This window comes from Salinibacterium sp. NK8237 (assembly GCF_015864955.1).
Classification (GTDB): Bacteria; Actinomycetota; Actinomycetes; order Actinomycetales; family Microbacteriaceae; genus Rhodoglobus.
The window spans coordinates 18,860-39,095 of record NZ_JADYWE010000003.1; the positions used below are offsets into that span (position 1 = coordinate 18,860).

The 20,236-nt window shown below is 60.8% G+C and carries 16 protein-coding genes; 8 read left to right on the plus strand and 8 right to left on the minus strand.

What is annotated here, in order from left to right:
- Positions 1-1,407: a 3-phosphoshikimate 1-carboxyvinyltransferase gene (gene aroA / locus I6E56_RS13635; RefSeq protein ID WP_197139079.1), complete on the minus strand. Its 1,407-nt coding sequence runs from the start codon at positions 1,405-1,407 to the stop codon at positions 1-3.
- Between the two features lie 109 nt (positions 1,408-1,516).
- Here aroA and I6E56_RS13640 point away from each other — a divergent pair, with 109 nt between their 5' ends.
- Both I6E56_RS13640 and I6E56_RS13645 read left to right on the plus strand, forming a co-directional pair.
- Positions 1,517-2,143, plus strand: a complete 627-nt coding sequence (locus I6E56_RS13640) for a sigma-70 family RNA polymerase sigma factor (protein WP_231606742.1) — start codon at positions 1,517-1,519, stop codon at positions 2,141-2,143.
- The gene (locus I6E56_RS13645) at positions 2,140-2,370 is read left to right on the plus strand and encodes an anti-sigma factor (RefSeq protein WP_197108994.1); all 231 of its coding nucleotides are present in this window, start codon (positions 2,140-2,142) and stop codon (positions 2,368-2,370) included. Before I6E56_RS13640 ends, I6E56_RS13645 begins: the two co-directional genes overlap by 4 nt.
- Before the next feature lie 99 nt (positions 2,371-2,469).
- Here I6E56_RS13645 and I6E56_RS13650 read toward each other — a convergent pair whose 3' ends face one another.
- On the minus strand, positions 2,470-6,363 hold the full coding sequence (locus I6E56_RS13650) for a multifunctional oxoglutarate decarboxylase/oxoglutarate dehydrogenase thiamine pyrophosphate-binding subunit/dihydrolipoyllysine-residue succinyltransferase subunit (RefSeq protein WP_197139081.1): 3,894 nt from the start codon (positions 6,361-6,363) through the stop codon (positions 2,470-2,472).
- A 180-nt stretch (positions 6,364-6,543) separates the two neighbouring features.
- Here I6E56_RS13650 and I6E56_RS13655 point away from each other — a divergent pair, with 180 nt between their 5' ends.
- From I6E56_RS13655 to I6E56_RS13680, 6 genes are all read left to right on the plus strand, one after another.
- The gene (locus tag I6E56_RS13655; protein ID WP_197139082.1) at positions 6,544-7,980 is read left to right on the plus strand and encodes a GuaB1 family IMP dehydrogenase-related protein; all 1,437 of its coding nucleotides are present in this window, start codon (positions 6,544-6,546) and stop codon (positions 7,978-7,980) included.
- Positions 7,981-8,129: 149 nt separating this feature from the next.
- On the plus strand, positions 8,130-9,452 hold the full coding sequence (locus I6E56_RS13660; RefSeq protein ID WP_197139083.1) for a hemolysin family protein: 1,323 nt from the start codon (positions 8,130-8,132) through the stop codon (positions 9,450-9,452).
- The gene (locus I6E56_RS13665) at positions 9,452-10,486 is read left to right on the plus strand and encodes a hemolysin family protein (protein ID WP_197139084.1); all 1,035 of its coding nucleotides are present in this window, start codon (positions 9,452-9,454) and stop codon (positions 10,484-10,486) included. The genes I6E56_RS13660 and I6E56_RS13665 overlap by 1 nt, the downstream gene beginning before the upstream one ends.
- Positions 10,487-10,513: 27 nt before the next feature.
- Positions 10,514-11,368, plus strand: a complete 855-nt coding sequence (locus tag I6E56_RS13670; protein ID WP_197139085.1) for an ADP/ATP-dependent (S)-NAD(P)H-hydrate dehydratase — start codon at positions 10,514-10,516, stop codon at positions 11,366-11,368.
- A complete protein-coding gene (locus tag I6E56_RS13675) occupies positions 11,362-12,660 on the plus strand; it encodes a glycosyltransferase 87 family protein (RefSeq protein ID WP_197139086.1) in 1,299 nt (432 codons plus the stop codon). The genes I6E56_RS13670 and I6E56_RS13675 overlap by 7 nt, the downstream gene beginning before the upstream one ends.
- The gene (locus I6E56_RS13680) at positions 12,657-12,968 is read left to right on the plus strand and encodes a thiamine-binding protein (RefSeq protein ID WP_197139087.1); all 312 of its coding nucleotides are present in this window, start codon (positions 12,657-12,659) and stop codon (positions 12,966-12,968) included. Before I6E56_RS13675 ends, I6E56_RS13680 begins: the two co-directional genes overlap by 4 nt.
- A 116-nt stretch (positions 12,969-13,084) precedes the next feature.
- On the opposite strand, the gene I6E56_RS13685 is transcribed toward I6E56_RS13680, so the two are convergent.
- The 6 genes from I6E56_RS13685 to I6E56_RS13710 form a co-directional block, all read right to left on the minus strand.
- Entirely contained in the window at positions 13,085-13,756 is a 672-nt protein-coding gene (locus I6E56_RS13685) for a response regulator transcription factor (protein WP_197139088.1), read from the minus strand.
- A 38-nt stretch (positions 13,757-13,794) separates the two neighbouring features.
- Complete coding sequence (locus I6E56_RS13690) at positions 13,795-15,048, minus strand: hypothetical protein (protein ID WP_197139089.1); 1,254 nt, start codon at positions 15,046-15,048, stop codon at positions 13,795-13,797.
- Positions 15,045-16,208: a sensor histidine kinase gene (locus I6E56_RS13695; protein ID WP_197139090.1), complete on the minus strand. Its 1,164-nt coding sequence runs from the start codon at positions 16,206-16,208 to the stop codon at positions 15,045-15,047. Before I6E56_RS13695 ends, I6E56_RS13690 begins: the two co-directional genes overlap by 4 nt.
- 115 nt (positions 16,209-16,323) lie before the next feature.
- Positions 16,324-17,529, minus strand: a complete 1,206-nt coding sequence (locus I6E56_RS13700) for a homoserine O-acetyltransferase (protein WP_197139091.1) — start codon at positions 17,527-17,529, stop codon at positions 16,324-16,326.
- Positions 17,530-17,659: 130 nt separating this feature from the next.
- Positions 17,660-18,979: a bifunctional o-acetylhomoserine/o-acetylserine sulfhydrylase gene (locus tag I6E56_RS13705; protein WP_197139092.1), complete on the minus strand. Its 1,320-nt coding sequence runs from the start codon at positions 18,977-18,979 to the stop codon at positions 17,660-17,662.
- Positions 18,980-19,080: 101 nt separating this feature from the next.
- Positions 19,081-20,172: an acyltransferase family protein gene (locus I6E56_RS13710; RefSeq protein WP_197139093.1), complete on the minus strand. Its 1,092-nt coding sequence runs from the start codon at positions 20,170-20,172 to the stop codon at positions 19,081-19,083.
- Positions 20,173-20,236: the final 64 nt, after the last annotated feature.

A 20,236-nucleotide genomic window follows, 5' to 3' on the forward strand; every position in this document is an offset into this window, starting at 1 on the left:
TTAGAGCAATCCGAGAGTGTCAGTGGTCAGCGGAGCATCACCGACGAGCGTGCGCCACAGCTCAGGGAACTGGGGGAGAGTCTTGGCGGTCGCGTCGATGCCCTCGATCTCCACGCCATCAATGGCAAGGCCAATGATCGCGCCGGCGGTCGACATGCGGTGGTCTTCGTAGCTGTGCCACACACCACCGTGGAGCTGGGCTGGCTCAATGTGGAGACCGTCGTCGAGTTCGGTGACGGATCCGCCGAGTGCGTTGATCTCGGTGCGTAAGGCTGCGAGACGGTCGGTTTCGTGGCCGCGCAAGTGGCCGATTCCCGTGATTGTGCTCGCGGACGACGCGAGTGCTGCGATCGCCACGATCGCGGGAGCGAGCTCGCCACCGGTAGAGAGGTCGAGCTCAATTCCGGGGTAACGGTGACCGCCCACCACGCCTACGCCGCCATCGACAGTGAGCGCACCATCTTTGCGCGTGACCGTCGCGCCGAAAAGGGGAAGAAGGTGCTCAAGGTCAGCACCGACCTGAGTGGTCGACTCTGGCCAGCCTTCAATCGTGACCGTTCCGCCGGCCACGATCGCGGCAGCCAAGAACGGCGCTGCGTTAGAGAGGTCGGGCTCGAGTGCCACATCGATCGCGCGGATCGGGCCAGCGGGAACAACCCACACCCCGGGTTCCGGGCTCTCGACAACGACGCCTCGAGCAGCGAGGCACTCAATCGTCATTTCGATGTGCGGCATGCTGGGCAGCTTGTCGCCGGTGTGACGCAGCGTGAGCCCCTTCTCGAAGCGTGCTGCCGCTAGAAGAAGACCAGAAACGAATTGGCTGGATGCCGAGGCATCGATGCTGACGTCGCCGCCGGCAACCGTGCCCATGCCATACAGGCTGAAGGGGAGGGTTCCGCGACCGTCGTCGGAGACATCCACGCCGAGCGCTCGCAGTGAGTCAATCGTGGTGCGCATGGGACGACGAAGGGCTGCTTCGTCGCCATCGAAAGCGACCGGCCCGAGGGCGAGCGCCGCAACGGGCGGCAGGAAACGCATGACCGTTCCCGCGAGACCACAATCGATTGAGGTGCCACCTTCGAGTTCGCCCGGGGTGATCTGCAGGTCGGGTCCAAACGCGTTCCCCGTCGCGATCTCGTCAATTCCCACGCCGAGCGCGCGAAGAGCCTGAATCATGAGAGCGCTATCGCGCGAATGAAGGGGCGAGTGCAAACGAGAGGGGCCATCGGCCAGTGCGGCCAAGACCAGTTCGCGGTTCGTGAGACTCTTGCTGCCCGGCAAACTCAGTGACGCCGTGAGGGCATGCGAAACGGTGGGCGCGGGCCAGTTTCCGGGCACCGTGGTGTCTGGCACCGTCTCATCGTCATACGGGCTGAACTCTGGGTTGGAATACTTAGATACGAACATCAGTTACTAAGAGTATCGGCGTTTAAGACCCCACGGAGGAGGCGCCCGCATGACCGCAGTACTGAACACTCAGCAGGATGCCGTCATCAGCGAACTAGAATTGTCGCTAATGACTACCGACAGAATTGAGCCCAGCGCTACTGATGCTGCCGCTGACGAGAAGCGACGACTGTTTGAAGAGCAAGCGCTGCCCTTTATGGACCAGCTTTTTGGCGCTGCCATGCGTATGACCCGCAACCCCACGGACGCTGCAGATCTCGTTCAAGAGACCTTCGTTAAAGCGTTCCAGGCGTTCGGGCAATACCAGCAGGGCACGAACCTGAAGGCCTGGCTATACCGCATCCAGACCAACACGTTTATCAACATCTATCGCAAGAATCAGCGCAATCCCTATCAGGGCACGATCGATGAACTCGAAGACTGGCAATTGGGCGGCGCAGAATCCGTCACCCAGTCGGTCTCGACCCGGTCTGCTGAAGCCGAGGCGATTGACCACCTGCCCGACAGTGCGGTGAAGGATGCCCTGCAGTCGATTCCCGAAGACTTCCGCCTCGCGGTCTACTTCGCCGACGTTGAGGGCTTCTCCTATCAGGAGATCGCCGACATCATGAAAACCCCCGTAGGCACCGTAATGAGCCGACTGCACCGTGGCCGTCGTATGTTGCGCGAACTACTGGCCGACTACGCGCGTGACCGCACCCCCGTCACGCCAGCAGCATCAAGGAGCACCAAATGACCGACTGCGGTTGCGAAAAAGCAAAAGCTGAACTCGAGGAATACCTCGACCGCGAACTCAACGAGGCCGACTTTCAGGATGTCTCAAACCATCTCGACAACTGCGAATCCTGCTCGAGCGAACACCTTGTGGCACTCGCGTTAAAGCTCAAGGTCAAGCAGGCCTGCCGTGAGACGGCACCCGACGATCTGCGCAGTGCGATTTTGTCGAAGCTGGCGGGCGCCTAAACACTCTCTAGCGTTGAGCGCCTCAGGCGGCTCACCGCACACGCGAAAGCGGGCACTCTCCGAAGAGGATGCCCGCTTTCGTCGTTAACGCGGTTGCGGTTACGGCTGAGTAATCGCGTGGTCGATCAGTTCGGCCTGCTCGAGAGCGCTGCGCTTCGACGAACCGGTCGCCGGTGAGGCGGATGCCGGACGCGAGGCGAGCTTGATCTCGCGCGACTCAAGGTGGCGCTGCAGTTCCAAGCTAATGAACGGCCAGGCACCCTGGTTCTCGGGCTCATCCTGAGTCCACACGATGTCTGCGTTCGGGTACTGGCTGAGAACCACATTCATGTCGGCAACGGGGAGCGGGTAGAACTGCTCCATGCGCACTACGGCAATGTGCTTGATCTCGCGCTTGTCGAGTTCGGCAGCGATGTCGTAGTAGGTCTTTCCCGACGTCACGATGACGCGAGTGACGGCCGACTTGTCGTCGAGACGAACATCGTCGAGAACGGGCTCGAAGCGACCACTCGTGAAGTCGGCGACGTCGCTGGTGGCACCGCGCAGGCGAAGCATCGCCTTCGGGGTGAACACGATCAGCGGACGGCGCGGACGCGAGTAGGCCTGGCGACGCAGCAAGTGGAAATACGATGCCGGCGTCGATGGGCGTGCCACGATCATGTTGTTCTCGGCACACATCTGCAAGTAGCGCTCGATGCGGGCGGACGAATGATCGGGGCCCTGACCTTCATAGCCGTGCGGCAGCAGCATGACGACGCTTGAACGCTGCGCCCACTTCTGCTCGGCGCTCGAAATGAACTCGTCAACGACAATCTGGGCGCCGTTGGCGAAGTCACCGAACTGGGCTTCCCACATGACGAGAGCGTCCGCACGCTCGACCGAGTAACCGTACTCGAAGCCGAGAGCGGCGTACTCGCTGAGCAGCGAATCGTAGATCCAGAAGCGTGACTGGTTTTCGGAAAGGTTTTGCAGCGGCAACCACTCTTGACCATTTTCACGGTCGTGGAGCACGGCGTGGCGCTGCACGAAGGTGCCGCGGCGAGCATCCTGACCGGCCATACGCACCGGGGTGCCTTCGAGAAGCACAGAACCGATAGCGAGCAACTCGGCGAAAGCCCAGTCAATGCCGCCCTTGCGGCTCATGTCGGTGCGCTTCTTCAGCAGAGCCTGCAGCTTCTTGTGCACGGTGAAGTTTGCCGGGGGGTTAGCGTGCGCGTCGCCGATGAGCTGAACGACGCTCTCGTCGATGCCCGTCGTGATGGGCTCTCCGATGGCGTCGTCGCGCTGCGAGCCGGGACGCTCAAGGTCAGAAACACCGTTGCCATCCTTGGTGAGGATCGGCATCGAACCGGTCTGAGCGGCATGCGTTTCGGCAAAGGCTCGCTCAAGGCGGTCTTGGAAGTCCTGATGGCTGGCTTCGTACTCTTCCTGAGTGATGTCGCCACGACCGACGAGACCCTCGGTGTAGAGGGTACGAACGGAGCGCTTGGCTTCGATCAGGTTGTACATGAGCGGCTGCGTCATCGAGGGGTCATCGCCCTCGTTGTGGCCACGGCGGCGGTAACAGATGAGATCGATCACGACGTCGCGGTGGAACTTCTGACGGTAGGCGAAGGCGAGCTCAGAGACTCGAACAACTGCCTCAGGGTCGTCACCGTTCACGTGGAAGATCGGCGCCTGAACAGTCTTGGCAACATCCGTCGAGTACTGCGACGTGCGACCCTCGCTCGGTGGCGTTGTGAAGCCAACCTGGTTGTTGATGTTGACGTGGATGGTGCCACCCGTGCGGTAGGCACGCAGCTGCGACATCTGCAAGATCTCAACAACGATTCCCTGACCGGCCATAGCCGCGTCTCCGTGAACCATGACAGGCAGAACGGCGTAGGAACCGATCGGGCGACGGTCTTGCTTGGCGCGAACGATTCCCTCAAGCACGCCATCCACCGCTTCAAGGTGCGAAGGGTTAGCGGCAAGGTAGACAGGGATCTGGCGACCATCAGCAGCAGTGAAGGTGCCCTCGGTGCCGAGGTGGTACTTCACGTCACCCGAACCCTGAACCGTGCGGGGGTCCTGGGTTCCCTCGAACTCGCGGAAAATTTGACCGTAGGTCTTGCCCGCGATGTTTGTGAGCACGCTCAAGCGGCCACGGTGGGCCATGCCGATTGCAACCTCTTCTAGGTTGGCTTCCGCAGCTTTCTGGATAACAGCATCGAGCAGTGCAATCGTCGACTCTCCACCCTCAAGGCTGAAGCGCTTCTGACCGACGTACTTGGTCTGAAGGAAGGTCTCGAATGCTTCAGCTTCGTTGAGCTTGCCCAGGATGCGCATTTGCTCGTCGTGGCCAGGCTTGCTGTAGGGCTTCTCGACGTGATCCTGAATCCAGCGACGCTGCTCAGGGTTCTGAATGTGCATGTATTCAATGCCGACGGTGCGGCAGTACGCATCACGAAGCGTGCCGAGAATCTCGCGCAGTAGCGCTTGACGCTTGCCACCGAAACCGCCAGTGACGAACTCACGATCGAGATCCCAGAAGGTGAGGCCGTGGCTGGAAATGTCGAGGTCGGGGTGTGAGCGCTGGCGGTACTCGAGCGGGTCGGTGTCAGCCATAAGGTGACCGCGAACACGGAAGGAGTTGATCAGTTCTTGAACGCGCGACGTCTTGTTGATGTTGTCGGCGAGGTCGACATTGATGTCGTTGGCCCAGTGGATGGGGTCATACGGAATGCGCAACGCCGCGAAGATGTCTTCGTAGAAGTTGTTTGCACCAATGAGTCGCTCGTGGATCTTCTTGAGGAATTCACCCGAGCCGGCACCCTGAATGACGCGGTGGTCGTAGGTGCTCGTGAGAGTAACGGTCTTGCCGATACCCAACTCGGTGAGAGTGCGAAGACTTGCACCCTGGAACTCGGCCGGGTACTCAAGTGCACCAGCGCCGACAATCGTGCCCGCACCACGCATGAGGCGAGGGACTGAATGCTCCGTGCCGATTCCGCCCGGGTTGGTGAGCGAAATCGTGTTGCCCATGTAGTCCGGGCCGGTGAGCTTGTTTGCGCGAGCACGAGACACAACATCTTCGTAGGCGGCAAGGAACTCGGCGAAACCCATGGTCTCGGCATTCTTGATGCCGGGAACAACGAGCGCGCGCGTTCCGTCAGGCTTGGGCATGTCAATAGCGATGCCAAGGTTGATGTGCGCCGGAGTGACAACCGACGGCTTGCCGTTTGGCTCGTCGTAAAACACGTTCTGGCTCGGGAACTCTTTGAGAGTCTCGATGATGGCCCACGCAATGAGGTGCGTGAACGACACCTTGCCACCGCGAGCACGCTTAAGGTGGTTATTGATGACAATGCGGTTGTCAATCATGAGCTTCGCCGGGATCGTGCGAACACTCGTAGCGGTAGGAACCGTGAGGCTCGAGTCCATGTTGGAGGCGAGGGCCTTCGCGGCGCCGCGAAGGGGAGCAACGACGTTTTCGGTCTTGGGCTTCGCGGCGGCCTCAGCCTTGAGTGTCTCAATAGGAGTCGTTGACGGCGCTTCAGCCGGGATCGGCTGCGGCTTGGGCTCAATTGATGTCGTGCGAGCGATGGGCTGGCTGCCCGTGCTGGGATTAGCCTCATCGACGAAAGGCTTGGCCTCGGCTGCGGGCGCAGCAGCGGGGGTCGCAGGAGCGGCGGGAGCTGAGGGCGCAGTCGCTGCGCTTGCTGCAGTCGCCGCAGGTGCGGCAGGAGTTGCTGCGGCGGCGGGCTGCGGTGCGGCCGGCGTCGTCGCCGGGGCTGCGGCCGGAGCATCCGGAGTTGTCGATGTGGGAACGGCACTCGAGGGCGTCAAGTCTGCCGAGGGCTGATAGCTCTCCAAGAAGGGCCACCATGATTCCGCCACGAGATTCTTGTCTTCGAGGTACTTTGCGTACATCTCGTCAACCAACCATTCGTTGGCCCCGAAGTCGCCCGAGGAGTCTCCGTCCGCTGCGATTCCGGTTACTTGGCCTGACACGTCAAACCGCCTACTTTCAGTTCTGGTGTTCACAAAAACGGCGCGCGGTCTGCGCGCCAGACATCCCTCACAATGTTAATCGCTTTGTTGTGCGTCTGCTGGCCGTGGGGCGGCGATCTCTGTTAATTTCGTGACTTTTCTGCAGATTGTTTTCATCTGGTGACAATTAGGCTCGTCACTATGGATTTCTATGAGACCACTCCCAGACACGACCTCACCTACTCGGACGTGTTTCTGGTTCCCAGCCACTCTTCCGTGGGGAGTCGGATGGCGGTATCGCTGTCGCCAGGGGACGGGACGCCCGCGACCATTCCTCTCGTGGCATCCAACATGAACTCCGTGACTGGCCCTCGACTCGCTGCAAGTTTGGCGCGCCGAGGTGGACTCGGCGTGCTCCCGCAAGATCTCAGCGATGACGACATGGCTGAGGCTCTCGCGTGGGTTCGAAACCAACCCATCGATCTCGACTCTGCAGTGTTCTTGAGTCCGCGCGACACTGTTGAGAAAGCGCTGTTGCTTGTGCCTCCGCTGCCCGGCCACGGGGTTGTACTCCAGAACGATGGCGAACTCGTCGGTGTGGTGGATGCCGAACGACTGGCTACCGCGATGCCCGGTGCCGAATTGGGTGACATCGCGCGGACTATCACGCACTCCATCGACCGCTCGGAGTTTGACAGCCCCCGCGAACTCTTCGACCTTCTTGTGGAGCGAGAACTCAACTTCGTACCCGTCGTGGTTGGCGACACAGTAATAGGAACGACAAGTATGAAGAGCTCGCTTCGCTCTACGCTCTACCTGCCAGCGCTCGACAGCGATGGCGCGCTCGCGGTTGCCGCCGCTCTCGGAATCAACGGTGATGTCGGAGCCCGCGCACGGGCGCTCGTCGCCGCCGGGGCGTGCGCCCTCGTTCTCGACACCGCGCACGGACACCAAGAAGGCATGGTGCGGGCGATCGAAACGGTCGCCGCCCTCGACCTCGGCGTACCGCTGGTTGCTGGCAACGTGGTGACGAGCGCCGCCGTGCGTGACCTTGTTGGAGCAGGAGCAACCATCATCAAGGTCGGCGTCGGGCCGGGCGCCATGTGCACCACGCGCATGATGACCGCGGTGGGTCGTCCGCAGTTTTCCGCGGTGCTAGAGACGGCGGCAACCGCGCGCGAACTCGGCGCCCACGTGTGGGCTGATGGAGGGGTGCGCTATCCGCGCGACGTCGCGCTCGCGCTCGCCGCTGGTGCAGCATCCGTCATGATCGGTTCGTGGTTTGCCGGCACGATCGAAGCCCCGGGCGAATTGCGCCACGACGACGCCGGCGCGTTGTACAAAACAAGTTGGGGGATGGCGTCGACGAAGGCAGTGAGGGCTCGCTTTGGTGGCCTCGATGCTTACGATCTCGCCCGAAAAGAACTCTTTGCTGAGGGCATTTCTGGTTCCAAGATTTATCTTGATCCTGCTCGGCCGTCCCTCGATGATCTCGTCGATATGATCACGTCGGGGGTGCGTAGCTCGTGCACTTATGCCGGAGCCGCTACCTTGACGGAGTTTCGTGAGCGGGCGCTGGTCGGCATCCAGTCAGCTGCCGGCTATGAAGAGGGAAAAGCGCTGCCGGTGAGCTGGTAGTAGATCGGTCGTTCCTAAGGAATCTGTCCTATAATTGGGGCCATAATGGACGACCCTCCCTCTAGTTGTCGCCGGAGCCATGCTCCGTGCGACCATCACCTCTATTTCGCCCGTTCTCTACCTACCTCCGCGGCTGGAGGTGAATTGTCATGAATGAATGGCTTCTCCTCGCCGCTGGCATAGTGCTGACTGTTGGCACTGGCTTCTTCGTCGCCTCTGAATTTGCTCTCGTCAATCTCGATCGTTCCGATCTAGAGTCCCGGCAAGAGCGTGGCGAAAAGCGACTCGCCCCCATCATCGCGGCGCTTAAGCACACCTCTACACACCTGTCGAGCGCTCAACTGGGCATCACGCTCACTACGCTGCTCGCGGGTTATACGCTCGAACCGGCGTTCAGTATTTGGCTCTCGATCCCACTGGGCACTGTGCTGCCCGAGGGTGTCGTGGTCGTGATTGCTAGCGTGCTCGCGATCACCTTTGCCACGCTGCTCTCGATGATTGTTGGTGAGCTGGTTCCCAAGAACTTCGCTCTTGCACTGCCGCGGGCAACCGCCAAGTTTGTTGTGCCCTTTCAGATTTTGTTCACTACCGTGTTCAAGCCTGCGGTCAGCCTGCTAAACAACACGGCAAACGCGATTCTTCGTTCCGTGGGAATCGAGCCGAAAGAGGAGCTTTCTGGCGCGCGCACGGCAGAAGAACTGACATCCCTAGTGCGTCGTTCGGCTAGCCAAGGCAGCTTGGAAGCTGATACTGCCACTCTGCTGGCGCGCACTCTCGCCTTCGCCGATCACACGGCGCAAGATGTGATGACACCGCGCCCGCGGGTAGACAGCATCGACCGCACCGACAGCGCGCAGGACGTCATTGATCTTGCCAAGCGCACCGGCTTCTCTCGCTTCCCCGTCATTGACGACAGCATCGACGATGTCGTGGGCTTCGTGCACATCAAACAGGCGGTTGCTGTGCCACACAAGAAACGTGCCGACGTGCCCGTCTCCGCGCTGCAGACCGAAGCGCTTCGAGTGCCCGAAACGATGCGACTGGATTCCCTGCTCTCCGAACTTCGTGGACGTGGTTACCAGATGGCCGTTGTCGTTGACGAATACGGCGGAACAGCCGGAGTCGCCACCCTCGAAGACCTCGTGGAAGAGCTCGTGGGCGAAGTATCTGATGAACACGACCGTTCGAAAGCCGATGTGGTGCGTTCTCGTGACTGGTTCACTTTTCCCGCAATTCTGCGCCCCGATGAGCTTCTCGAGCGCACGGGCGTTGAGGTTCCCGAAGAAGGGCCCTACGAAACGGTTGCTGGCTGGCTCATGAGCGAACTCGGTCGTGTGCCGCGCACCGGCGATACCATTTCTGCCGCCGGCGGAGTGTTCCGCATTGAACGACTGGAAGGCCGCCGCATCGACCGCGTGAGGTTCACCCCTGATCCCATTGACGCGACAAGCGAAGCTGAGGTGGTGCGCTAATGGACGTCTGGGGAATTGTCTGGCTATTCATCCTGCTGGTCATCAACGCTTTCTTCGTGGGGGCAGAGTTTGCCGTCATCTCGGCGCGACGCTCACAGATTGAACCCCTCGCGGCATCCGGTTCACGCTCGGCAAAGACTGCGCTGTGGGCGATGGAACACGCGACACTGATGCTCGCAGCCTGCCAACTCGGAATCACCGTCTGCTCACTGCTGATACTGAACGTGTCAGAACCTGCCATCCACCACTTGCTCGAAGTGCCGCTTGCTCTGACCGGCCTTAGCGAACAACTGATCAGCACGATTGCGTTCATTCTCGCGCTGATCATTGTGTCGTTCCTGCACGTTGTGCTTGGCGAGATGGTGCCGAAGAACCTGTCGTTCTCGATTCCCGATCGCGCGGTGCTCATTTTGGCGCCGCCGCTCGTGTTCATTGCGACAGTCTTCCGCCCGATCATCGTTGCCCTCAACGCGACGGCGAACGGCATCCTGCGACTCTTCAATGTCGTGCCCAAGAACGAAGCGAACAGTGTTTTCACGCTCGATGAAGTCGCCACGATTGTGGCGCAGTCGAAGCGAGAAGGCGTGCTGACAGATGCCGGTGGCACCCTCACTGGTGCGTTCGAGTTCACCTCCAAAAAGGTTCGGGATGTTGCAATCCCGATGTCGGGGCTCGTTACGTTGCCCGAGGATGCCGCTCCTGCCGATCTCGAAAGGGCGGTCGCTCAGCGCGGCTTCTCGCGCTACATTCTGCTGAACGATGCGGGGGAGCCAACGGGGTACCTGCATCTGAAGGACGTCATCGATCTTGATGAGAGCGAATTCTCGGAGCCAGTGCCGCCCAAGCGTATTCGTCAGCTCATCTCGATGTACTGCGAGACCGACATCGAGGACGCGCTAGCTACCATGCGTCGTTCAGGTGTGCACGTTGCTCGCAGCTTCGATGCGACCGGCGAGACAACCGGTGTGCTGTTCCTCGAAGACATCATCGAAGTGCTCGTTGGCGAAGTGCAAGACGCCACCCGGCGTCGCTAACAGCGTTCTCAACTATCGTTGACATCTATGGAGACTGAGCCGATGTGGGGTGCTGCTGAGGCAGCACGTCACATCGCTCTGCCCAAAGACTCTGACGACAAGTACAGCCGTGGGGTGCTTGGGGTGATCACCGGATCGGCGCAGTATCCGGGCGCCGCCGTGATCGGCGTCGAAGCTGCTGCGCGAACCGGCCTGGGAATGATCCGCTACCTCGGTGCTCAGCGTGCCGAAAACCTGATCCTGCAACGCCGCCCCGAAGCTGTCATGGGCGACGGTCGCGTGCAGGCCTGGCTGATTGGCTCGGGCATGGACCATGCCAGTCGTGAGCCAGTTGCCGAAGAACACATCTCGGCGGCCCTCAACCAAAAGGTGCCCATGGTGCTCGACGGGGGAGCCCTCGACGTGGTGCACCGCGTCAGCACACCGACGGTGATCACCCCTCACTACCGTGAACTCTCCCGGTTGCTCGGCGAACCCGTCGACGCGATCGCGTCGGCTCCGCGCGACTGGGCGGAATCCGCCGCTAGAACGCTGGGATGCACCGTGCTCCTCAAGGGCCACACGACGTACGTCTCCGACGGAACCACGACAGTCGCGATTGCCGCGGCGCCGGCCTGGCTGGCTACCGCGGGCGCCGGAGACGCGCTCGGCGGCATCCTCGGGGCGTTGGTCGCGACGCATTCAGACGAGGTTCTTGCTGACCAGACAGCGCTCGTGGGGCTCGCCGCAACGGCGTCGTACATTCACGGTCGCGCGGCCGAGCTTGCGAGCGGGGGCGGGCCACTCACCATCCTCGACCTGTGTGTCCACGTGCCGCCGGTGGTCGCTGAACTCGCGGCCATCGCTGGCGGCAGCTCAACCGTTTCCACGCCGGCGTGCTAACCCGCAACACGGTCAGTGCCTTCGCGCTTTGGCTGCTCTTTATTGCGGTTCACCTCGTGTTGGGCTTGCTCAATCTTCATGGCCCCGGCAATCCCTTTGGTGACGTCACCATCGTGTATGCGGGCTGGGCAGACCAGGCTTACGCGTCGGGCGTTGTAGTGGGCGTCGATATTCCGTGGGTGTATCCGTTGCTCGCCATCGTTCCGATTCTCGCCTCGGTTACTTTCGGTCTCGGCCACATTGGGTCGACGTGGCTCGCTCTCGTGATGCTCCTCAACCTCGTCGCGCTCGGCTTTCTAACCCGCTGGGGCCGCTCACGGTCCGGTGTAATTATCGGATGGTGGTGGCTGGCGTTCTTGCTCGCGCTCGGCCCGATCGCGCTCGGTCGCATCGACGCGGTAACAGTAGCGGTCGCACTCGTCGGGGTGAGGCTCCTCAACAGTCACCCGCGGGTCGCGGGGCTCGTGTTGGCGTGTGCTACCTGGATCAAGGTGTGGCCTGCCGCGCTGCTGCTCGCTGCGTTCATCACGGTGCGCGATCGTTGGGCCATTGCATTTGCCGCGGCAGGAGCGACCGCCACCGTGGTGGTGTTCGCACTGTTGGCTGGGTCTGGGATGAACGTGTTCAGCTTCGTAGGCGAGCAGACGGGCCGCGGCATCCAAATCGAATCTCCCGTCGCCGGGTTCTGGCTCTGGCAGGTCGTGGCGGGGGTGCCTGACACCTTTATCTACTATGACGCCTCGATCCTCACCTTTCAGGTGACGGGAGCCGGTATTGAGTTCGCAGCTGCTGTAATGACGCCCCTGCTCGGAATCGTCATTCTCGCCATCGCCCTTCTGGGGCTACGGGCAGTGCGCGCAGGCTCGTCGACTCTGGGCGTGCTCGCGACACTGAGCCTCGCCCTCGTCAGCGCGATGATTGTTGTCAACAAGGTTGGCTCTCCACAGTTCGTCGCGTGGCTCGCTGTGCCGATCGTGCTCGGCTTGCTCGTTGACCGCATGGAGGGGTCGCTGCGGTTTCGAATACCTGCGGCGCTCGGTCTTGCGATCGCGGCACTCACCCAGCTTGTGTATCCGTATTTCTATGACCAGCTTCTGGCCGCAAACCCGATCATGGTTTCTATCCTCACTGTGCGAAACCTGCTTCTCATTGCCTTGTTAGCATCGGCGATCGTGCATCTCGTGAAGCTAGGCTCGCACTCGCCTGCACGCGCACACGACCTGCTACAGCCGCACTTTTCACCTAAGAACGCCCCACATCTCGAACGCCGCATGGCAAAGGAGTCAGAATGATCGTCGCATTCTCAATCGCACCCAGTGGTGGTTCCGATGGAACCGATTCAGTCCACGATGCCGTCGCGGCCGCAGTGAAAGTTGTACGCGACTCTGGCTTGCCGAATGAGACCGACTCGATGTTCACCACGATCGAGGGAGACTGGGATGAAGTCTTCGCGGTCGTTAAAGCGGCGACAGAAGCGGTTGGCCAGTTTGGTTCGCGCGTCTCGCTCGTGCTGAAGGCCGACATCCGCCCGGGGCGTACTGGAGAGATGACCGGCAAGCTCGAGCGTCTCGAAGAAGCAATTCTGCGTGCGGATAGCTAACTATCACCGACGTGCCGTTGTCTGACGGCGCCCGTTCTTAACGAACAAACCGCACTGGATCCGCGTGAAGCGGAGTCAGTGCGGTTTGTTATTGCGGCCGGAATGCGCCGTAGAGCTTAGAGGTGGTGCATCGTGTCGGTCTCGATGAGGATGCCATCCTCGAGAGCGCGCTTACGCAGCGCTACCTTGGTGCCGACATCGAATCCGGCAACACGGTACTTTTCGCGAATGCGCTTGAGGTAGCTCTTGGCGGTCTCTTCAGAAATGCTGAGTTGGTAGGCGACCGATTTCACGGGCTCACCGCCGCCATAGAGCGCCATGACGCGACGCTCTTGAGCGCTGAGCTTGGGGGCGCCACCGATCTCATCGGCATTGATCGCGAGGTCGAGTTCGGCTGAAATGAACGACTCACCCTTGGCAGCCGCGCGAATTGCTTCCACAATCATTTCGGCGTCTTCGCTCTTAACGAGGTAGCCGAGGGCGCCAGCGGCGAGAGCTTCGCGAACCACGTTGGGTTCGGAGTAGGTGCTCATGAGAACGACGCGAACGTTCATCGACTTGAGGGTGTTGATCTTCAGCGAAACCGGGATGTTGTCTTTGAGGTCGAGGTCGAGCAGCACAACGTCGACGGGGAACTCAGGATGGATCGTGAGCTCGGGCCACGTCGGCACGGCAACAACCATGTCGATGTCGGCTGCGGCCTGGCGAATCCACTCGGTGAGTGCACCGAGCAACATTCGGTGGTCGTCAACGATAGCGAGCCGGATGCGCGTTGTTGGTTCAGTCACGATTAAGTCCTCTGGTCGATCGTCTTATCTTACGAAAATTATTGGTCAGCGGGGTTTTCGACTAAGCATTCAATGTCGAGGCGCACGCTGGAGTTCTCTATGGAATCGGCATACGTTCCGACCTTCGCGACCGCTTCCCAGGTGGAAGCGTCGACACGATTTCGTGCCACTCCGGTCGAGGTGATTGAGATTCCGACTGCCACTTTGTCTTCGAAACCAGGCGCCAAAACGGTAGTTGATGGCGCGATTGTGATGTGGACGGAGTTTTTGGCCCCGCGTTTGGTGGTGTCAGTCACAAAGAGCCACGCAGTCGAGAGCAAGCCGTCTCGCTGGGTGGGGTCGAGCAAACCGGCAAGGCTTCCCTTGTCGGTAAGGGTTACCGATTTGCCGAGCAGGTCTGACTCGGTGATCGCGTGATAGAGCCAGGTCTCGCGGCGGCCTTCAATGAGGTGCAGTCGCAATTCGGTGGCGAGGGATGCCGCCGTCGAGGCAATTTTGGGTTGCAACGGTAGCTTGGTCGACCCGTTTGCCACGGAGTCGAGCAGCTTTTCGGCGGCGAGGTCGAGGCGGGCAAGTTCTTCGGATGCCATCATGCCGACAGCAAAACGTGGTGCAGTCAGGGTGCTTTGAACGAGCACGCGGTCGAGCTCGACCTGCACGAGTTGGCGGAAATTGACGATGAGGGAAAGGCCGATCACGGTGGGGAGAACGGCGAAAGCCACAGTCGTGATCTGTGGAGCAATGTTGTCGTCAGTCAGCGGCACATTCACCACGATGGCGGCGGTTAAGCCTGCTCCGATCGCAGAGATAGCGATGATGATGTCTGCGCTGGGGCGAACCGTCAGCACCAGCAGCAGTGCCATTCCGGCTGCCACAGCGGAGGTGGCGTGGCCGCCGATGTCGTGAAGATCCCAGATGGCAAAGATGTCGAGCGCCATGACCGCGGCGAGGCCGACAAGAAAGAGCACAAACATCCAGAGCGGAAGTTGGCCGCTGGTGAGTTGAACCACCGCGATGGTGCCGACGATAATAACTATCAGGAGGCCCCACGCGATAGCTGCCGCGATCGGGTTGGGGTAGATGTCCCATTGGATCACGAGCCAGACCAGACCATAGATGGCGCGAAGGCTCACGAGAATGGCCGCTCCGACGCCGACGAAGCCGGTGCCGAGGCCAATGAGTCGGGGAGTGTCGTCGCCGGCCAGGCGCCGAACGGTTGCGCTCTTGGCGTGGCGTGGTTTGCCGCCGACGATGACGCCGAGAGTGTTTTCTTCGGGGGGTGCGTAGGTCATCGGGGAACCTCCAAGACAACAGTGGTTCCGGAGCCGGGGGTGGAGAACAGTCGAGCCTGTCCGCCTACTTCTTTCAACCGTGCGACGACGGACTCTTTGAAGCCGAGGCTCGCTGAATCAACGTCGTCGAGGATGAAGCCGACACCGGAGTCGGTGATCATGGCTCGAACAGTGGTGTTGTCTTCGGTGATGGTGACGTGAGCTTCGGTGACGCCGGAGTGGCGGCGAACATTTTCGAGACACTCAGCGAGGGCGAGCAGGAAGGCGTCGAGGACGTCGCTGGGAAGCAGAACCTGGCCGGTGCCATGCCAACTGACTTCGAGTCCCATGCGGCCGAAACGTTGCTTGACTGATTCGAGCGTCGTGCCGAGCACTGTTTCGCTCACGGGGGCGCTCAGGTTGTAGTCGCCTGATGCTTGCGGCGTGGGGGTGGCGCCGAGACGAAGCTGACGCAGTAGTCGAGCATCGTCGCCGGCTTGCTGACGCATGGCTTCTGCGGAGACGCCGACACCGGAGTGGGCGAGCAAAGTGAGGGTGGCCAGCACGGTGTCGTGAAGCAGGCGAGCACCCTGACGGCGTTGGGCTTCGGTTTCGCTGGCTTGGCGTTCTGCGCGGTGAGCACGACCAATGCTGGCGATGCGGCGCACGGCTTGCGGAACACCAGAGCTAATCCAGAAGCCGATGAGGGCGGCAAGGATCCAGCCGAAGATAGCGAGGGCGAGTGTACGCACGGGCGGCTGGAACGGGGCGAGCGAAATAATGGTGACGCTCGCCACCGAGAGGAAGCTGACGAGCAGCACGACGCGGCGCAGCAGGGTGGTCGTCAAAACGATGGCAAGACAGGCGAGGGATGCCGACGAGAGTTGTGCGACAGCGGAGAGCCCTGCTTGGCTCGGCCCGCCCGGTGTGCCTGCAATGAGCAGGATTGCGATGATGCCCACGACGAACGAGGGAATGACCCAGCCGAGCGAACGGCTGTTCCCGGTTTGGAACTGCAACACGGCCATGACCGCATAGAGCGGGAGGCACAGCAGCAGGGTCGTTGTCGACACCGCCCCCGGGATGCTCAGGCATACGATCGAAACGATCAGAAAACTAAGACTCGCTACTCGCGCAGTGCGCTGAAGTAGGCGATCTCGTTCTTTCGTAGTCAGGTCCATTTGTGGCAATGTTTGCACATTTCGTGCCTCCCTCGGGGGTGACGCACCGCCGCATGCTAGGAGAAAGCGACATTTTTTCGCGCAACACGCGTATGGCGGGCAACTCTCAGGAAATCTAGAGAGCGAGCAGGCGTTCCAGCTGGGCGCTGACAAGCGCATCTTCAATCAGAAACCCATCATGCCCGAATGGCGAGTGGATGACGTGAGGCAGCGCGCCATCGATGTTGCCCGACAGATGCTCGGCAATGATCTCTTGCCCGGACACCGGAAAGAGGCGATCGCTATCGATGCCCACCACGAGCGCGGGCATTGTGGCGCGAGCCAGTGCTTGTGCGATGGTGCCGCGACCGCGCGCAATGTCATGCGAGCTCATTGCCTCGACGAGAGTGACGTAGCTGTTGGCATCGAAGCGGCGCGCAAACTTGTTGCCGTGAAAATCGAGGTAGCTTTCAACGGCGTAGCGGCCACCTTTGCCCCACGGGCTCACATCGCTCTGCCACGTGCGGGCAAAACGGTCATTGAGCTCGTCGGGGGATCGATAGTTCAGAAGAGCGAGTCGACGTGCCAAGGCGAGCCCGCGGTGGGGCCCATCGCCATCCGCCGCATCGTAATAGTCACCATCGGCAAAGGCGGGGTCGGTTCGGAGCGATTCCACCTGCACAGAGTTGTGGGCGATCTGGTCGGCGGTAGAGACCGGCGGAGCCGCCAAAACGGCTACCTTCTCGACGCGTTCCGGATGCCCGACCGCCCATTCAAGGGCGTGCATGCCGCCCATCGAACCACCAATCACGGCAGCCCATGTGTCGATGCCGAGGGCATCGCTCAGAGCAACCTGCGCGGCTACCTGGTCGCGGATCGTGATGAACGGAAAGCGGGCGCCGAACTCGGCGCCATCGGGGGCGTGGGATGCCGGACCGGTGCTGCCCTGACAGCCACCCAAGATGTTAGGGGAGACGACGAACCAGCGGTCTGTGTCGATGGCTTTGCCTGGGCCAACAAGGTCGTTCCACCATCCGGCGGTTGCATGCCCGTTTCCGGGATTGCCCACAATGTGGCTATCGCCGGTGAGGGCGTGGGCAACGAGGATCGCGTTGGACGCGTCGTCGTTGAGCGTGCCGTGCGTCTCATACGCGATTCGCGCCGAGGGAAGGCGGCGGCCGAACTCCAAAGCAAGATCGGTGACAGTGACAAACTGGCGGTGACCTACCGGATCGCCCTCGCGCCACGCGCCCGTCGCCGGGGGTTTGCCGAGGAGCGAACGCACGTTTGCGTCAGTGATGAATGCCGAAGGAACAGTGTCTTCAGGTGTCTGCCAGTCCATGTCATCTTAAGTATCGCGAACTATTCTGTGTGGCACGAAATTATTACGGAGACGGTGAACGCCGAGCGCGTTAACGGGCAGTGGCGGTAGTGCTCCGAAGAGCACTACCGCCACCGTTGTGCCAGCAGTCTTAGGCGCGCGCGCGAGCCTCAGCGGCTGTGGCGCGTGCGGCATCGAAACCGGTTTGCAAGTCGGCCTTGATGTCCTCGATGTTCTCGAGGCCCACCGAGAGACGCACCAGTCCTGGTGTTACTCCGGCAGTCAACTGCTGCTCGGGGGAGAGCTGTGAGTGCGTCGTCGATGCGGGGTGAATGATGAGGCTGCGCACATCACCGATATTGGCGACGTGGCTGAAGAGCTCGACACTGTTCACGAACGAGCGCCCAGCATCCACTCCACCCTTGAGTTCGAAGGAGAGAACTCCGCCGACACCCTTGGGCGCGTACTTGTTGGCGTTCGCGTACCACGGGCTCGAGGGGAGTCCGGCGTAGAAGACGGTGTCGACGTCGTCGTGGCTGTCGAGCCACTCGGCGATTGCTTGAGCGTTCTGAACGTGACGTTCGATGCGCAGGCTGAGGGTTTCGATTCCCTGGATGAGCGAGAAGGCGCTGTCGGGGGAGATGGCAGAACCAAGGTCGCGCAGCAACTGAACGCGGGCCTTGATGATGTAGGCAATGCCATCGCCGAGAACGCCGGTGTAGCTGGCGCCGTGGTACGAGGGGTCTGGCTCGGTGAGGCCGGGGAACTTGTCGACGTTCTTCGACCACTCGAACTTGCCGCCATCGACGATGACTCCACCAAGAACCGTGCCGTGACCGCCCAAGAACTTGGTAGCGGAGTGCACGATGATGTCGGCGCCGTGCTCGAACGGACGAATGAGGTACGGAGTCGCGATCGTGTTGTCGACAATGAGCGGAACGCCAGCAGCGTGGGCGACGTCGGCGACGAGTTCGATGTCGAGAACGTTGATGCGTGGGTTACCGATTGTCTCTGCAAAAAGGAGCTTCGTGTTGGGGCGGATGGCGGCGGCCCACTCCGCGGCGTCATCTTGGTTCTCAACGAAGGTGGCCTCGATGCCAAGCTTCGCGAGCGTGTACTTGAAGAGGTTGTAGGTTCCGCCATAGACAGACGACGACGAAACGATGTGGTCGCCGGCCTGAGCAATGTTGAGAACGGCGAAAGTCGTTGCCGACTGGCCGGACGCGAGCAACAGCGCTGCGGTTCCGCCTTCGAGGGCAGCAACGCGCTGCTCGACGACATCCTGAGTTGGATTCTGGATGCGAGTGTAAATGTTGCCGAATTCGGCAAGCGCGAAGAGGTTTTTAGCGTGATCCGCGTTGTTGAAGACATACGCGGTGGTCTTGTAGATCGGCGTTGCCCGCGAGTTGGTCGTGGGATCAGGCTGCGCGCCCGAGTGGATCTGCTTGGTTTCAAAGTTCCAGTCGCTCACGGCGGCCTCCTAGGTCGGTTGGTGGATCGGGATGACCGCCACACTGTGAGCCTAAGGAGGCCTGTATGGGCTGGTCAATCACTCGTGAAATATGTCGTAACTCAACGTTTTTTAGTAGACAGATCTGTCTCTTTGGGCAAGGGAACAAAAACCCAGTTGGGCTTCGGCTCGATGATGGGCCGGAAAATCTTCTTAACCAGTGGTGTCGATAGCAGGAGAGCGATACCGATCGAGCAGAGCACCATGCTCACGAGCCACATCGCCGAGGCGCGGTCGTCTAGCAGCAGTCCACTCTCTCGGAGGGGATAGAGGATGAAGCTGTGCAGGAGGTAGACGTACATGGTGGCTTGACCGGCATCCGTAACCCAAGTGTGGCGGCGTGGCACGAGCGCAAAGAACGCAGCGCTGAGCAGGACGGCGAGAAGTATGAGCCCGAAGCGCACTCCTCCGGCCCACCATTGGTCTTCGCCAAGGCCGTGGTAGGAGGCATCGTAAAAGAACCAGAAACGGAGATCGATGGCGCGCCAGAGTTCGATATTGGCGAGGATGATCGCCATAAAGGCCAAGAAGACGGTGACCGCGAGCGCTCGCAGCAGCACGATGCGCTCCGCAACATTCCATTTCTCCATCAGGCCCCACTCGCGTAGCTCCCAGCCGAGAACGAAGAACGGGAGGATTCCGATGGCCCGCGAAAGCGAGAAGGTGCTGTCAACGTTGTCTAGATACCCGACCCCGATCGACGCGATAACGGCCCAAAGTAGGGGCCACCGTACCTGAGACAGGTACGGCAAGATAAGACGGAAAATTCCTAGGGCGAGCAGGAACCACAGTGTCCAACTCGGCGTGGAGGGATTGAGATCCGTTTTTCCTTCAACCAAAAACTTCACGAGAGTCCAGATGGTCTCCATAATGAAGTACGGCACGATGATGTCGGTGATGACGCGTCGCATTTGGAGGGCAGTCGGTGCTCCGGGTTTAGAGAAGTAGCCGCTGATAATTGCGAACGCGGGCATGTGGAACGCGTAAATAAATAAGTAAAGTGCGAGGGCGTAGTCGGAGTCGTACGTCATCCGTTGAATGCCGTGGCCAATCACCACGAGGGTGACGGCGAGAAAGCGGGCGTTGTCCCAGTGCGGGAGTCGTACTTTGGGGGTGCGCGCAGGCTGCGAAGTGGTGAGAGAAGCTCCGGTCATTCGTTGAAGTGTACTGGGCCTCGCCGTGAGCTTCGTGTGCCTTTTCTCGGGTTGTGGGAACTAG

Excerpts from the sequence above, each read along its gene's own strand:
- aroA (WP_197139079.1), bottom strand. The coding sequence starts at position 1,407 with ATGTTCGTATCTAAGTATTCCAACCCAGAGTTCAGCCCGTATGACGAT.
- I6E56_RS13690 (WP_197139089.1), bottom strand. The coding sequence starts at position 15,048 with ATGACCTACGCACCCCCCGAAGAAAACACTCTCGGCGTCATCGTCGGC.
- I6E56_RS13655 (WP_197139082.1), top strand. The coding sequence starts at position 6,544 with ATGGATTTCTATGAGACCACTCCCAGACACGACCTCACCTACTCGGAC.
- I6E56_RS13640 (WP_231606742.1), top strand. The coding sequence starts at position 1,517 with ATGACTACCGACAGAATTGAGCCCAGCGCTACTGATGCTGCCGCTGAC.
- I6E56_RS13670 (WP_197139085.1), top strand. The coding sequence starts at position 10,514 with ATGGAGACTGAGCCGATGTGGGGTGCTGCTGAGGCAGCACGTCACATC.
- I6E56_RS13665 (WP_197139084.1), top strand. The coding sequence starts at position 9,452 with ATGGACGTCTGGGGAATTGTCTGGCTATTCATCCTGCTGGTCATCAAC.
- I6E56_RS13710 (WP_197139093.1), bottom strand. The coding sequence starts at position 20,172 with ATGACCGGAGCTTCTCTCACCACTTCGCAGCCTGCGCGCACCCCCAAA.
- I6E56_RS13700 (WP_197139091.1), bottom strand. The coding sequence starts at position 17,529 with ATGGACTGGCAGACACCTGAAGACACTGTTCCTTCGGCATTCATCACT.
- I6E56_RS13695 (WP_197139090.1), bottom strand. The coding sequence starts at position 16,208 with ATGGACCTGACTACGAAAGAACGAGATCGCCTACTTCAGCGCACTGCG.
- I6E56_RS13680 (WP_197139087.1), top strand. The coding sequence starts at position 12,657 with ATGATCGTCGCATTCTCAATCGCACCCAGTGGTGGTTCCGATGGAACC.
- I6E56_RS13660 (WP_197139083.1), top strand. The coding sequence starts at position 8,130 with ATGAATGAATGGCTTCTCCTCGCCGCTGGCATAGTGCTGACTGTTGGC.
- I6E56_RS13645 (WP_197108994.1), top strand. The coding sequence starts at position 2,140 with ATGACCGACTGCGGTTGCGAAAAAGCAAAAGCTGAACTCGAGGAATAC.